A 15,345-nucleotide genomic window follows, 5' to 3' on the forward strand; every position below is an offset into this window, starting at 1 on the left:
CTCTTGCGTAACGTGATTGGTTCGGTTAGAATTTAAGGATTGTTGGAAGTCTGTTTGGCTTTATCTGCCCAAACTTCCGCTTGCTTAATATCCTTTTCTACTCCTCGGCCATAGCGATAGCAGGCAGAAAGCTTTTCCATGGCACTGACATTACCTTGTTCGGCGGCTTTTTTGAACCAAGGGACAGCTTCCGTATAGTTTTTGTTGTTGTAATAGTGGAGGCCTAAATTAAACTCGCCATGCACATAGCCTTGTTCCGCCGATTTCTTAAACCAATAGACACCTTCTTCATTTTGATGCTTTTTCATGTAGACAATGCCTAGTAAGTTTTGGGCAACTGCGTCTCCTTGTTCTGCGGCTTTTTTAAACCAAGACTCTGCTTGGGCGAGATCTTTCCTTGTGGAATCATAATAAATGCCTAAATTCCGTTGTGCAATTGCGTTTCCTTGTTCTGCAGCTTTCTCTGACCAGAATAGGGCAAGTTCAAAATTTTTGTGGTTTAAATAATAGGTACCTAAGGAACATTGCGCTTTGGCATCTCCTTTTTCGGCTGCTTTTTTATACCATAATACAGCTTGTTCCCAATTATTATTCTTTTCATAATGGAGACCTAAGTTGAACTGTGCTTTCGGATATCCCGCTTGGGCTGCTTTTTGGAACCATTCTACTCCTTCTTCATTCTTGCCGGATTCCATGCATAAAATGCCTAAAAAATTTTGAGCCTGCGCATTATTCTGCTCGGCACTTTGAGTATACCAATATGCCGCTTGCTCTTTGTCCTTTTTGTAGAAAGAATAATAATTACCCAATCCACATTGGGCAGAAGCATCTCCAGTTTTGGCCGCCTTTTCCAGCCAAGGAAAAGCTTCTTCATAATTATTATTATTCAAATAGTGCAAGCCTAATTGTCGTTGAGCATCTGTATTATTTTGTGCGGCAGCTTTTCTCCACCAAGGGAGTGCTTGATTATAAAGTTTATTGTTATAGTAATGTACGCCCAAATTATATTGCGCTTCTGAGTCACCTTTATCAGCCGCTTTTTTGAGCCAATAAACTCCTTCTTCGCTTTTCCCTTGTTGCAGAAACCATAAACCATATTTGCTTTGCGCTTCCACATCTCCGGCTTCCGCTTTCACCTCCATTTCCAGTTGTGTCCATTCACTTTGAGCCATGACATTGCTCCACACCAATAAACTCAGTGCTAAAAATAAAAACTTTTTCATATTCGTATTTTATAGGTTGATTAATCGTAAAATCCTCTTTCCCGTAAAGTTTGCTCAATTTGACGAGTTTCCTTTTTGTTTATACCTGCTGCAATAGCCTTACGTAACCATTTGTCTGCTTGGGTATCTTCGTTTCGCCCTAAATACCATTTAGCCAATAAGCAATAATATTCTTCATGTCCGGTGTTTGCTTGATTTTCTATCATACGCATTGTATTTACCAAGCCAAAATCTCCAGAACTTATCTTTTTTTCTATGAGTCTTTCTGCTTCATGTCGTTTCCCTGTGAGCAGACTCTTAGCCAGCCATTTATCCGCTTGCTTATTTTGTTGGGTTGAGAAATAATATTCCGCCAAAGGGAAATAAGCATAAGCATAGCCTTCATCTGCCAGTTGGAGCAGAGCATTTTCTTTGTTTTTCCCCTGAAGTTTCATGGCTTTCTGAAAGCGTTCTTCTTTCGTTTCCACTTCTACGGCTATAGAATCCGAAGAAGCCGTATCAGTCTCTGGTGCCGTTGTTGCTATAGAGTCTGGCGAGTCATGAGTTTCTTCAATAACTTCTGCAACCGCAATCGAATCTTGAGGGAACATTATATCTGGCTTGATATCCTGCTTGTTGATTGATTTTACAATCAGAAATACGCAGATGATCAGCGCACATGTGCTTGCTCCTATAATAGGCTTCTTATATTTCCCCCAGAAATTAGGAGTGGAATGAGGATGTAAAGGTTCCTTTTCTTTTCTTTCTATTTGTGGTTTGGTTGTCGGAGAAACTTCTTGAGGAATTTTCTGACTTTTCATGCCAGTTAATTCTTGTAAGAATGCTTCCACGCTCTGCGGCCTGTCTTTCTTCATGGGTGACATGGCTTTGGCTATGCAGGCTATCAATGAGTTGCTGACTTGATGCTTTTGCAACTCGTATGCTGGAAAACCTTCATTCAAGATTTCATCGGCTTTGAGAGGAGGGACACCCGTCAGCATCTTGAACAAGGTCGCTCCAAAGGCATATACATCCATGGTTACAGGAAAATCCTTGCCTTCGTGATAGTTGGCTTGTTCAATGGGGGCATAGCCGGGAGTGCCGTTTCCTACACTTGTGCTTGATTCTGGTTCTCCGTTCTTGTCGTATTGTTTAGACAAGCCGAAGTCAATGAGTACAATATCCCCATTCTTACGGAGCATGATGTTCCCCGGCTTTAAGTCTAAGTGTAGCATCTTGTGGGTGTGCATATAGGAGAGGGCTGCGCCTATCTGCTTGGCTTGTTTAAGAGCTTCAGATTCGGGTATACCTTGATATGGTTTGATATATTTGTCCAGACTTCCTCCATCTACATATTCCATGGCATAGTAGACAGTCTTGTTGGCTTCGAAGAATTCCAATACTTTTACAATGTTGGGGTGATGTAGTTTGCTTAGATTCTCCGCTTCGCGAGCAAATTTCTTCTTATAATTGGCATAGAGTCCTCCTTGGCTTCCTGTAGTCACGGTGTTCTCCGTGCGCCCGTTGATGTCGCGCATGAAGAATTCCTTGACGGCTACCTGCATGGTGGTTTCCAGTTCACCTAACGCGCCGTGTACTTTTACTTGGGTTGTGGCCAGATAAGTGATGCCGAATGTGCCCTGCCCCAGCACCTTTTTAATGGTGTAGGAGTAGGATTTGCCTTGCAGGACAGTGCCTATGGTTAATGTATTTTCGTTCATATTGCTTTTCATTTTATTTTTGGTATTTGGGGCGGATAATTTTCATTGAGCTCATCGGTACAGTCTTTTATGTCGGGAATGGGCAACCCTGATGGTCTTTGTAAATCATAAATATTGGCCAGATTCTCAGGCTTTGCTCCACATGAGGAGCAGAAGCTTATATGAGAGATGTGATTGTAGCCAGAGTACGTATTGCTGCATTCCCAATACCGGTAGATTGACTTGCAGACCACACGGCAGACAATCTAGGTGCAACCACAGATGTCGCATTGCAGGTCGTCTTTGTCGCTGATGTTTCTGCGGTCCCGATAGATGGGCACACGAGCATAATAGTTATTGATGTCAAAAGAAGGTTCATCTCTGCTTCTCATTATGTACCTCTAACACTTCTTCCTTGAGTCATAGCTTTAAGAGTTTGTTTGTAAAGGTTCGTTATCTAATGAATAATTTAAATCTGCAAAATAATCTGTCTCTGACGAATAATACGCAGTCAAAGAAGGGATATCAACCATCAGGGAATCATCTTCGAAAACATATTCTGTCGATTGACTATCTTCTTCATAAGAAGATTCGTTCATATCAATGTACATTCTAAGTGTACCACGTTCAATATCTATTGTTCCTTGCATCTCGGATAACATCATCGGTATATCATCTTCATATAATATTCCTTCCATTATTTCAGTATCATTGTCTTCCTCATCTATAGCAGTGACTGTCGCTTCTGTTTCCTTCCCATCCGAATCCGTGATGGTAATTATCATGTTTTCCTCTTTATCATTCATTGTGCATTTCATGTTACAAGTGAAAACAATTGTTCATGATTACTCTTTGCTAGAAATTACTACAGGGCGAATCATATAGCCATGGAATCTGTAATTTTGAAAAAACTGAGTGTCATATTCTCTACTACTGGATGATACACCTAAATATGTTGCATACCCGTATTCGTTAGGGAAGCATGTGGATGTCCAATAACTCCCTTGTATGTAAGATGCTCCCTCGGAAAACTCTTTCTTACTTCCTTTCATCACACCAGCTGCCGGCAAGAAGATGGAATTTCCGTTCGGACCGGTCACCATGGCTCCTTTCATCCCATTATTTTCTGTCCACACCCACGTACATTTCATTTCCAATTCCCTAGTTTCCCAGATAGCTGGCATACGCCAGCCTTTTCCCCATTGAGTATAAGCAGCGTCATATTCAGATTCGGAGATGTCGTATACCATAAGATCTTTGTCCCACGGACGGGGCACCAGTTTGCCTATCTTGAAGCAACTCTCTGTGGTGCCGGCACAATATTTATATGTCTTTGACCAATAGGACTTCTTGGGTTCCACTTCCCCCCATGCAAAGTAGTCACCCGACTCCCATGGGTTTTCTGCACCAACGTTGCAAGTAGCCCAATCTACCGATAATCCCAAGTCCACTGCTATATGGTTATCTACTTTGTAATATCCCGGTCGCAAAATCTCATCTTCGGCTGCTTCCGTTTTCTGTGAATCTATGGCATACACCATTGCTGAGTCTGTAAAACATGTATCTTCCACCATTATTGTATCCAAAGCATACGTATCCCTGCTTATAGGTGTAAAGGAGCCTGTTTTCCTATCATTGTCATTAAGGCAAGTTATCAGCCATCCTATGAGTAGGCATGCAGCAAGTACTCCCAGCAACGGCTTCTTATATTTTTGCAGGACATTGGAAATATCGTCCTCTTGCGGAGTGCCGGAAGTCCACAGACCGTCATAGTCGGGAATCTCTTTCTGTATCATTTCCAGCAGCGGATAGACATCACCATCGAGTGTACCGAAATGATTCCATTTTGTCCCATAATGATATACATCCAATTTGTTTTCTATTTCCAGGTAGATGTTTTCTCCACCACAAAATCCCTGGCTCTTAACAGCTGGTGATACTTTATAGAGCATCAGTGAATTGATTTTCGAAATAAGTATCTCAAATTGTGTGATGCTATAATGACATTCTTGTTTTTTGACAAATTCTCCTTCTATATAACTATCCACTTCAATAGAGTTTCGTGTAAATTTGGCTTTGAAGCTGCGATATCCAGGGAAGGATGCTTCACAATACGATATGGTAATATCGTTGATGGAGTCATACAGACGGATTCGTTTCCTTATGATTGAGTTTTCAAGTATTGTATCTTCATCTTTTTTTGTTTCCTCATCCTTATTCAGCAACTTAAGGAATGCTTCTACATTCTGTAACCGTTCTTTCTTAAGTACCGCCATAGCTTTAGCTATGCTGGCTATCACAGCATTACTTATCCCGTGCTTTTGTAACTCGTATGCAGGGAAACCTTCGTTTAATATTTCAGGAGCTTCCGGTGGGCGCATTCCTGTCAACATTTTGAAGAGCGTGGCACCAAGCGCATACACGTCCATCGTAACAGGGAATCCCTTGCCTTCGTGGTAGTTGGCCTGCTCCAGAGGTGCGTAGCCGGGCGTGCCGCTGCCTACTGAGGTGCTAGACTCCGGTTCCCCGTTTTCATCGTATTGCTTGGACAAACCGAAGTCGATTAATACAGCATCCTTATTCAGCCGTAGCATCACGTTACCCGGCTTTAAATCCAGGTGGAGCATTTTATGGGCATGCATATAGGCTAGGGCTTCACCTATCTGCCTGATGTATTTGATACTTTCTTCCTCCGACAGGCCCTTTTTCTCTATAATGTAGCTGTCCAGGCTACCTCCTTCTACGTACTCCATGGCATAGTATACGGTGTTGTTCGCTTCGAAATACTCAAGCACCTTAACGATGTTCGGGTGATGCAACTTGCTGAGGTTCTCTGCTTCACGAGCAAACTTCTGACGGTAGTTGGAATAGAGACCACCTTTGCTTCCAGTAGTTACGGTGTTCTCCTCGCGCCCGTTAATGTCGCGCATGAAGAATTCCTTAATGGCTACCTGCATGGTGGTTTCCAACTCGCCCAGTGCTCCGGCCACCTTCACACGGGTAGTGGCGAGGTATGTGATGCCGAATGTGCCCTGACCCAGCACCTTTTTAATGGTGTAGATGTAGGACTTGCCTCGCAGGACAGTGCCTATGGTTAATGTGTTTTCGTTCATTGTATTAAAATGATTGATAGTTTATCCGTCAAATGCGAAGTCTTGCTAGACATATCTTAATATGTTTCCTTCCTTGTCTATATAGGCTGCGGTTCCAGGTTTTATGCGAACAAGGGCTTCTCCATTTTTGAAAGGTAGAACCAATTCATAGATAAAATCAATAACAATTTGATTTTTCTTATTTATGAAACCTGTTTTCCCGTTAAATTGTACACCAGCCAATCCTTCTGAAAAATTCATCGCTAATTCATATTTAAATGGAATAATCACATTGTCTTGTTTGTCAACAAACCCCCATTTCCCATTTTGTTGTACGGCTATTAACCCTTCGGAATATCCTTCCGATGAATAATCTATATCTTCATATTTAATTGGAACAATTAAGTTTCCATGATTGTCATACATCCCTTTGTGCGAGTTAAGACCTACTATGATTATATTTCCATATTGATAGGTTTCATCGTATGTTTTCAATGGAACAATTTCTTTTCCGGTTTTGTCTATAAAACCTAGTTTTTCACCTAACTTGACTTCTCCTATTCCGTATTTGAAGGAACTGCAGTCATCGTATTGGCAAGGAATGACTTCTTCTCTTTTCTCATTAATATATCCGTATTTTCCATTCCGTCTTACAACAGCCATACCCTCAAAGAATTTGTAAATTTTTTCGTACTCTATTTGCTCTGTTTGTACATTTGAGCTGGAAAGCAATTCGGATGTATCGGTTAATTCGTCTATCGTTTGTAAAGGTTTGTCAATTGAATTTATAGATATGAATATACATACAATCAGTATACATATACTGATTCCAACGATAAGTCTCTTATTTTTTCCCAAAAAGCTAATCGTAGACTTGCTGTTAGAAAGAATCTCTTTTTCGTATTTATATTGAGTAGAATGGTCTCTATTCATTACGTCAATAACGGTTACATCTTCGTCATGACTTGAATCCGCTTGCTCCTCCTTCTCATTCAAGAGTGCTTCGAACTTATCTAATGTCACTCGTTCTGTCCGCTTGGACTGCATGGCTGCCAACACAGCCTTCCCCATACGTGGAGAGAGATGACTCACATTCAAACTCTGTTCGCCCAAGACGATAGACTCAGGAGGTGTGTTCCCAGTCAGCAAGAAGTATAAGGTAGCACCTATGGCATAGACATCCGTTTCGGGGGAAAAGGCTTTTATACCCTCTGTCATATATTGTTCGGGCGGAGCATATCCCTTGCTTCTACCTATCGGGGTAGTGGAAGTTTCGCCTCCTTCTTCGTCGTATTGTTTGGCAAGGCCAAAGTCGGCAAGGATGGCTTCTCCGTGAGCTGTGGTCAGAATATTGGCCGGCTTGATGTCCAGGTGGCAGATGTGTTGCCCGTGAAGATAGCGCAAGGCATCCGCTACCTGAAGGATGTAATTCACCGCCCGTGCTTCGGATAAAGGCCCTTTTTCATCTACCTGTTGCTTCAACGAGGCTCCTTCGGCATACTCCATGACGTAGTAGGAGGTGTTGTTCTCTTGAAACACGTCAATGACGGGGATGATATGGGGATGTTTCAGTCTGGCCAAGGTGCGCGCTTCTTTCTCGAACTTGTCCCTGTAGCGTTGCACCATTTCCCGGCTGCTTTGGGTTCCCATGGTGACATGGGTGGAGCCTTCCGCCCGTTCGCAATAGTCCTTCATGAAAAATTCCTTGATGGCGACCGTGCGCCCCAAGGAAGTTTGGACGGCCCGGTACGTGATGCCGAAACCGCCCTGGCCTAAGATGCTTTCTATCTTGTATCGTCCGTTTTGTAAGGAGGTGAGTTCCATGGTTCTGTTTTATTCGTTGGCTTTTTTGTCGGTCATGTTTTCTATCTTATCTTCATCACTTTCTACGATTTCTTCCTCTTCATTGTCGGGGTCGGATGGTTCCGCATGATTTATTGCCTCTTGAACTACTGCTTCATTGGCATTAACCGTCTGCTGGTTCAGAGAAGTTTCGGCTGGTGGGGTTTGTTCCACTTGTTGTTTTTTAGGCGGTTGTGGATTGGCGGGAGGTACATTTTCTCCCTGCTTGTCATCCACCTTCTGTTCCGTCCGTGCGGGTTCTTTTTTCCCCGCCTTGTCTTTATCCGCTCCTTTGGCGAAGACTAGAAAATAGAGGGCGATGGCGAATGCTACGATGAGTGTGACCAGTGCGATGAGTAGGTATCGGGATAGACTGCCCTTCCGGTTGGTTGTTTGTGGAATTTGAACCGGTTTCCCGTCTTTTCCCCCTCCCTCTTCTTCCTCTTCTGTTTCATCGTGCACTTCAGCCATGATGGGGGTAGGGGCTGACGGAGCTTGAGCCGGTGCTGGTTTCCGTTCCTCCACAGGGTCGGTGACTTCCAGAATGTGTACGATGATGGCAGTGTGGTTGTCCCGGTTCTCGGAGGTGGCTTGAGTCAGCCGTTTCACTTTTTCTTCATCTGTGCCGGCGGCATCGGAAAAGTTGTAGCAGATTTGCGGGCTTTCCATGTTCTCCAGCATGCCATCGGAACAGAGGTAGAAATAATCGCCCGGACGGATGTCCGTACTGTGGTACATGTCGGCTTTGGGACGATGTTCCATATGGGGTTGCATGGCACGGGTGATGACGTTCTTCTGGCGCGAGTGCTTGGCTTCTTCCTCGGTCAGCTCACCGATGGCTATCAGGTCATTGACCAGCGAGTGGTCTTTGGTTTGGAAGAGGATGCGGGTGTCGGCTGCCGTTTTTCCAGGGCGGATGTGGTACACACGGCTATCGCCCATGTGGGCAATGGTGCATCCGTTTTTGTGGAGCTTTAAGAATGTCATGGTGGTGCCCATCTTCTTGGCGGCTTCCGTGTCTTTTTCATCTAAGGCGTCAAAAGCATCGGTAAGGGCTTTTCGGAACATTTCATCGGTGAAATTTCCTTCCGCGTTAAGTTGTGAGTTCTGAATAGACTGCCCCATGGCTTCGCATACGGTGGCACTGGCCACTTCGCCGGCATCGTGACCTCCCATTCCATCGCAAAGGATAAACGTGCGGTCTGTATCCTTGATACTGTTCGGAAGCGGGAATGTACAATCTTCCTGGTGGGGATTACCTTCGGCGTCTTTCCGTTGCCCGTATTCCCAAATCGTATATACTTTCAGTTTATATTTCATAATAATGCTGTTTTAAGTTGAATGATAATTTTAGCCCCCTCCCTTCGGGGGAGGGATGGGGAGGGGCTGCTAAATTCCTATTTATATATCCGTCCCTTCTTCATCGGGAATTTCGAAACGTGCTTCTACGTCGGGCAGGCGGATGATGTCACGATGGTTCAAGACGATGCAATCACCAAACTCCAGTTTGTTCTGTCCGATGAAAGTGGCGTTCACTTTTTCTTTGTACAGAGAGGCGCAATGTACGAAGCCTTTCCCCGGAATTTTTTTGATTTCAATCACCAGATGTTCCCGGCTCATACGTTTCGTCTCGCAAGGTATTTGACAAGTGGCTGATGAAGCCGACGCCTTGCGTCCGATGATGTTCTTTCCGGGTTTCAGTTGGAAAGAAAGATGTAAGGACGGGACGAGCAACTTACCCAGCGTATAGTTTGGTCCTCCATTGACTTGAGTTTCTTCCGAATAGGAAGTTTTCTCTTTGTCCGGGTATTCGGTTTTCTCCTCCTTGTTTACGATTCTCTTGAAAGCGGAAAAAGGCGACTTGTTTTTGCAGATGGGGCAAGTCACAGACTTGGATTCGATTCCCGGTTGGTTCTTCACTGAAAGGACACTTCCGCAAACCGGACAACCTATTTTTAAAATCTCATTCATATGTTTATGTTTTTAAGTGAGTGTACAACGTTAAATGATAATTTATCGGGCTGTTTGGATGGCACACTGATGGTAATTCAATTCTCCTCCTTCCAGGAGGAGGGGAGTTGATTACATTAATTCTTTATTAAATCCAAATCTGTGGTCATCTTGTTTAATCTGTGTCATCTGTGTGCCAGTTAAATTCCCATTTATTATAATATATTATTTACCAAACCATTACAGGCATGTGGTCGGAGAACTTTCCCCACATTACCGGATGCTGTTCGTCTCCGGATAATTTCACCACGCCCGCATGTACATAATTAAAAAGTTCTTTGGCCGTTATGATGCGGTCTCTGTTGGTGTCTGCTCCTCCCCGCAGTCCCCGCTGAAGGTAGGTAGTAAAGAAACCGTTCTCCATGTCGCGCCGTTCAATGGATACTTCGTCGCTTCGGGATGAAAGGAACAGCATGACATTGGCTTTTTGGGCTGCCGCAATGGCATTGCCGGAATTTTTTCCAGGAGTCCGGATTTTTCCGGCATAGCAGGCGTCCGCAAATATCATCTTGTTCTTGCATTTGCTTTTCGCCATGGCTTTACGCACCTTGTCGTAACTCAACAGTTTGTCGTAGGCGGAAAAGCCTCCGGGGTAGCCATGTCCGCTGAAGAAAAATACCACAATGTCGTTGGTGCCGGCTTTCTTGAAAGTTTCTTGCAACGCTTTCAGGATGTTGGCGGCAGTGGCCTGTTGGTTGAGCAGTTGCTTGTATATGGCATTGCTGTTCTTGCTGTATAGCCAGGATATGGTCTTGGCATCATTGACCGGCAACTTCAAATCTTGTTTGGTTCCCGGATAGTCTGATATGCCTACCGAGACCAGATACACCTTGGCCGAAGCCATGGAGCAAAGCCCCAGTAGGAACAGGGTGAGCGTAAAGACGATTTTAGCCTTCATATACATTGTTGTCGTTATAGTTTATGTAATCGGGTTCGTCAGTCGAGGCATACAGGTTGGCGTTAGGGTCGGGGCCGGTGAAACCGCCTAAGTCGTCGACAGTCAGGTTCTGGTCGGTGATGTCGATAATCTCATCGTCGGTGATTTCTCCGTCAGAGTTCGTGTCCGTGGCCATGAAGTCGAAAACCTGGTCTTCGTCTACGTCAATGAGAACAACGTCTTGTCCTTCCACCGATACCACACCGATGTTTGCTTCGTAATCGTCGTCATGAACCACGCCCAGTACTTCCACTTCGTCGTCCTGTCCGCCCCCCATGGACTCGTCCGTGGCATAAGCCTGTACTTCATCTTCCGGTTGGGTATGGCTTGTGTACTGTGCCTGCCCGGTTTCTACGGTTCCCGTTATTTCGGAAGAGTCATCAGCGGATGCTGAATTGGCGGTCCATGCGAAATGCTCATTGTAATCCCCTTGTTCTTCAGCGGTCATGTTGTCCCACTCTTCTGCCGTGTAGGTGTTGTACAGATTGCCGTGCCACTCGAATACGCCACCCGGTCCTACTTCCGCCCGTGCGGCGGCAAAGGCTTGTGAGAATGACATGTCATCATCTACACAGGTAGCCATTGAGATGTTTTCGTCTACGATGGGAGTAGGTTCCGGTTCGGGAGTAGGAGAGGGTGGAGTCGTGTGTGGCGCGACAGCTTCATCAGGATTTGCAGCGCCGGTAAAGAGTGTGGAAGCAGCCCCGAACAGGATGCCTACACCACCGCTTACCGCAACCTTCTTCCACATACCTCCTTTGGTCTTAGTTTGGGGTGTCTCCTTCTCCTTTGTCTGAGTCTCTTTCTGTTTGTCGGAGGACATCGTTTCGTCAAACTGGGTTTTTTCGTTGCTGTCGTAAACTGTATCTTCGGTATTCATAATGCTAAGTATTAAGAGTTAGATGATGATTTAATGTGCCAATAGGCCAATGTACTGATAATGTCGAGTTAGCGCCAATATGTATTCATGCAGCTGGACATTGATAAATAGGTCCATTAGCACATTGACATATTTTTATATTATTTCTTCTCCGGCCGGTTGCCTTGCGACTGGCGCAAGCGGTTGTATTGCTGGATGAACTGTGCGGGAAGTTTGCTAGGAGTCAGTTCGGCTATTTCCAGTTCAATTTCCACCAACTGGGAGCGCAGTTCCAAACAAATGGAGTCTTGGACCAAATTCATTTTTTCCATGCTCTCTAAGGATACGCCTTCGATTGACTGATTTCTTTTGCGATCCTCTATTTCAATCTTTCTCTGAATGTCTGCTTGGCGGTTCTTTAGTTCGTTGAGACGAAGAGCTGTCAACGTGGAGTCCGCCTTGGAGACGTTTTGCGCAGAGGTTGTGCTGGGCATTACAAAGCTTGCCGCAGCTATAACCAAAAGTGTAATAAGGCTGCTCTTAATCATAATCGTTGAAATTTTTGAGTCCTTTAATGTTTTTAGCTTGAGGCAGCGAGGCGGCTTCTACCATGTAAGGAATGCTGCCGGTTTGCGCTGATTCGGTATATTCACCCGGAGTGACGACCAACTGTTTGGCATATTCTTTCTTTGCGTCTTTGGGCACGTTTATTTTGACAGAAGGATTTGCCACTTGCAGCAGGAAGCAGGCTTGTCCGTTGTTGTAGGCAGTGGTCAAGGGAGTTTCTCCTCTGAATACAATTTCTTCCAAATCAGACATGCGGGAGGTTTCTCTGAAAGATAGAACCTGAAGGGAAGCCGGTATGTCTATGAGTGTTATGTCCGGACAGTCTATCAAAGCCCCTTGTGTAATGTCCGTTGTGCCTTCTTTTATCTTCAGCGTTCCTTTGTAGGAGCGGGGTACACCATATAATATAGTATAGTCTTTATTGTAGAGCGCTCCTTTGTAAGCGGAAAACTTGGCGTTGTTTGCATCCACATTCACTTCGCGAAGACTTGCGATGGATTTGAGGTTCATCACTTTCTCTACTTTAGCGGGGATGTTGACGATATGCAGAGAGTCACTCCAACGGTAGGGAGCCAGATTCAGTGTTTCCCAGTCGCTTCCGAACGAAAGGTCTTTTAAGGCCGAACATTTGAAGAAAGTGCCTTGTCCCATCTTCACGTCTCCACTGGGGAATATCACCTTGCTGAGTGCGGTACATCCTTCGAAAGCGAAGTCACCGATTTCCTTGACCGATGAAGGCAGTATCACGCCGGTCAGTTCCGTCGCTCCGCTAAACGCTTTCGGTCCGATTTTGGTAACGCTATATACCACTTTCCCGTGTTTTACCTTTGCCGGTATTTCCAGTATGCCTTCCGTTTCAGGAATACGTACGTCGGCTATGCTTCCTTTGTAAGTCACTTCGGCTGTCTGACGGGCTTTGCTGGTGATGTTGAAGTATATCTTTTGGCCGTCAATCGTAGCCGTGAAGTCGTGGGCTGTTGCAATTAGGGTACTGACCCCTATGCACGCCATACTTATTAATAGTCTGATCTTTTTCATAATCGTTTCGCTTAATTAAATCATGCCTCGCCTGTATTTGCTCCGTTCAGATAGTCGGGACCTTCGTCTCCCATGGCTAAGTAGTTGTTCTGGTTCATGTCGGCTGCTTCTTGGAACGGTTGCATGGCAATGTTCTCTTGGGAAATGTCGGTAATCTCTCCTTCGTCCAGTTGGTTGTTTCCATTAATGTCCATAGCGATGTAGTCAGCTCTTCCGTCTATGTCTGCGTCTATTAAGATTGCGTCTTGTCCTTCTATATTCATTATTGCAACGTCCATTTGGCTGCCGTCTGCGGTAGTTACCGTTTCGTAAGAGAGAACAGTTGCCTGGGGATCATCTGTAGGAGGATTGTTGGGTGTCACCATGGCTATATTTTCTTGAGAAACATCAATTATTTCATCATCGTCCAAATGTCCGTTTGCGTTCAAATCCATGGCCATTGCGTCAATGATGCCGTCTCGGTTGAAGTCTACTAAGATGGCTTCTTGTCCATCCACGTTTACGATGGCTACGTCCATCAAACTTCCATCCTCACAGGTGACGGTCTCGCTATGGATTACTTCCAGCTCTGAGTCATCCTGCGGTTGTTGCGGGGTGTAGCCTGCGTTATGGCTGTTTGACGTATGATGGGACGGAGTGGATGGAATAGGGGTGGATGCCAGTTCGGAGCTGAAGTTAGCACGTTCACCGGCTGACATCTGGTTCCATTCTTCCGCCGTAAAGGTGTTGTACAGGTTTCCGTGCCATTGGAATACGCCTCCCGAACCGACTTCGGCGCGTGCGGCTGCAAACGCTTGTGAGAAGGACATGTCATCGTCCACACAGGTTGCGACCGCAATGTCTTTGCTGGCCATGTCCACGTCAGCCTGAATAGAATCACCGGAATCGGAATTCGTCGAAGCAGCCCAGTCAAAGTGTGAATCGAATTCAGCCCGTTCTTCGGCGGAGAGTTGGTTCCACTCTTCAGCCGTATAAGTATTGTACAGATTGCCGTGCCATTCGAAGGCGCCTCCCGGTCCTACTTCGGCGCGTGCTGCGGCAAAGGCTTGTGAGAAGGACATGTTGTCATCTACGCAAGTAGCTACGGGGATGTGCTCGTCCACTTGCGGGTGTTGCGGTTCGTCCTTGCCCTCTGCCGCACTGGTGAAGAAGGTGGCTGCCGAGCCGAACAATATGCCAGTTCCGGCTCCGATGGCTACTTCTTTCCAAATCCCGTTTCTCTTGGCTGTGTTCTCGGCTTTCACTCCTTGTCCGTTGTTCTGTGTTCCGTCAAGCGTTGTTGCTTCATGAGTGTCGTAAATGGTATCTTCGGTTTTCATGATTGTTCATTTTTGAGGGTAATACATGTTTTCGTTATTCTTTCAGGCCATATAGGCGTCTACATTGGCGTCATTGACGTAATCCGGAGTGTCGTGCGAAGCCAGGTACATGTCGTTATCCATACTTGTCGCTTCTTGTTGGAAAGGACTCATTGCAATGTTTTCGTTCGATACGTCAATCATTTCATTCTCTTCAATCTCCCCGTTCAGGTTGAGGTCGGAAGCCATTACGTCGGCCACGTTATCTCCATCCAAATCACCGATAATAACCGGTTGCCCGTCCACTGCAACTACGGCCAAGTTTGCCTGGCTGCCGTCCTCGTTGGTGACAGTCTCGTAACTGAGTACTTCCACTTGAGTATCTTCCGGAGTGGATGAAGGTTCCGGCTGGGCCGGTTCATGCTGGTTTTCTTGCTGATGAACGGGTTCGGCCACAAATTCATCATTTGCAGATGGCGTTGTGATGGTTTCCTGGTTCGTCACTTCTGCCGCATTAACTTCTTGTGCAATTACATTAGCTCCTACCACACCTACGGCTGCGCCTGCGACAGAGCTAGCTCCTGTCGCTACATTTTCCTTGATTTTACGCTCTTTCTTTTCCATAATATATTGTTTTTTAGTTTGTTATTCTGATGCAAAAGTAACTTTCTCCTCGCTTATCTCAAAATCTTTTCAGGTATCCTGTATGTAATGGCGGGATTGGTACATGAAATGCTCATATAATACGATTAAACTATAAAATTGTATTAATAGTATCATTGCCGCAGATTGGCGTATCT

The 15,345-nt window shown here is 45.2% G+C and carries 14 protein-coding genes; all 14 read right to left on the reverse strand.

Annotated elements, in window-relative coordinates; all coding sequences use genetic code 11:
* Window positions 1-32: 32 nt before the first annotated feature.
* The 14 genes from I6E24_RS01535 to I6E24_RS01595 all read right to left on the reverse strand — a co-directional run bounded on the left by I6E24_RS01535 (window position 33) and on the right by I6E24_RS01595 (window position 15,094).
* Window positions 33-1,223, reverse strand: a complete 1,191-nt coding sequence (locus tag I6E24_RS01535) for a tetratricopeptide repeat protein (RefSeq protein WP_235325700.1) — start codon at window positions 1,221-1,223, stop codon at window positions 33-35.
* Between the two features lie 20 nt (window positions 1,224-1,243).
* Window positions 1,244-2,923, reverse strand: coding sequence for a serine/threonine protein kinase (locus tag I6E24_RS01540; protein WP_235325702.1), 1,680 nt, complete (start codon window positions 2,921-2,923; stop codon window positions 1,244-1,246).
* 245 nt (window positions 2,924-3,168) lie between these two features.
* Window positions 3,169-3,294 (reverse strand): hypothetical protein, encoded by a 126-nt coding sequence (locus tag I6E24_RS17185; protein WP_262911870.1) that lies wholly within the window; start codon window positions 3,292-3,294, stop codon window positions 3,169-3,171.
* A 36-nt stretch (window positions 3,295-3,330) separates the two neighbouring features.
* Window positions 3,331-3,708, reverse strand: a complete 378-nt coding sequence (locus I6E24_RS01545; protein ID WP_235325704.1) for a hypothetical protein — start codon at window positions 3,706-3,708, stop codon at window positions 3,331-3,333.
* A gap of 39 nt (window positions 3,709-3,747) precedes the next feature.
* Window positions 3,748-6,015, reverse strand: a complete 2,268-nt coding sequence (locus I6E24_RS01550; protein WP_235325706.1) for a serine/threonine protein kinase — start codon at window positions 6,013-6,015, stop codon at window positions 3,748-3,750.
* A gap of 45 nt (window positions 6,016-6,060) precedes the next feature.
* Window positions 6,061-7,818 carry a WG repeat-containing protein gene (locus I6E24_RS01555; RefSeq protein WP_235325708.1) on the reverse strand — a complete coding sequence of 586 codons (1,758 nt, stop codon included), beginning with the start codon at window positions 7,816-7,818 and terminating at the stop codon, window positions 6,061-6,063.
* 9 nt (window positions 7,819-7,827) lie between these two features.
* Entirely contained in the window at window positions 7,828-9,156 is a 1,329-nt protein-coding gene (locus tag I6E24_RS01560) for a PP2C family protein-serine/threonine phosphatase (protein ID WP_204508997.1), read from the reverse strand.
* Window positions 9,157-9,237: 81 nt separating this feature from the next.
* On the reverse strand, window positions 9,238-9,807 hold the full coding sequence (locus tag I6E24_RS01565; protein ID WP_204508998.1) for an FHA domain-containing protein: 570 nt from the start codon (window positions 9,805-9,807) through the stop codon (window positions 9,238-9,240).
* A gap of 208 nt (window positions 9,808-10,015) precedes the next feature.
* Entirely contained in the window at window positions 10,016-10,744 is a 729-nt protein-coding gene (locus tag I6E24_RS01570; protein WP_235325710.1) for a caspase family protein, read from the reverse strand.
* Window positions 10,734-11,663: a hypothetical protein gene (locus tag I6E24_RS01575; protein ID WP_204509000.1), complete on the reverse strand. Its 930-nt coding sequence runs from the start codon at window positions 11,661-11,663 to the stop codon at window positions 10,734-10,736. Before I6E24_RS01575 ends, I6E24_RS01570 begins: the two co-directional genes overlap by 11 nt.
* Before the next feature lie 140 nt (window positions 11,664-11,803).
* Window positions 11,804-12,190, reverse strand: coding sequence for a hypothetical protein (locus tag I6E24_RS01580; RefSeq protein WP_204509001.1), 387 nt, complete (start codon window positions 12,188-12,190; stop codon window positions 11,804-11,806).
* Complete coding sequence (locus I6E24_RS01585; protein WP_204509002.1) at window positions 12,183-13,247, reverse strand: leucine-rich repeat domain-containing protein; 1,065 nt, start codon at window positions 13,245-13,247, stop codon at window positions 12,183-12,185. Before I6E24_RS01585 ends, I6E24_RS01580 begins: the two co-directional genes overlap by 8 nt.
* A 20-nt stretch (window positions 13,248-13,267) precedes the next feature.
* Window positions 13,268-14,566 (reverse strand): hypothetical protein, encoded by a 1,299-nt coding sequence (locus I6E24_RS01590; protein ID WP_235325712.1) that lies wholly within the window; start codon window positions 14,564-14,566, stop codon window positions 13,268-13,270.
* A gap of 42 nt (window positions 14,567-14,608) precedes the next feature.
* Window positions 14,609-15,094, reverse strand: coding sequence for a hypothetical protein (locus tag I6E24_RS01595; RefSeq protein WP_204509005.1), 486 nt, complete (start codon window positions 15,092-15,094; stop codon window positions 14,609-14,611).
* Window positions 15,095-15,345 lie beyond the last annotated feature (251 nt).

Source organism: Bacteroides caecigallinarum (assembly GCF_021530995.1).
In the GTDB taxonomy this organism is placed as follows: domain Bacteria; phylum Bacteroidota; class Bacteroidia; order Bacteroidales; family Bacteroidaceae; genus Phocaeicola; species Phocaeicola faecigallinarum.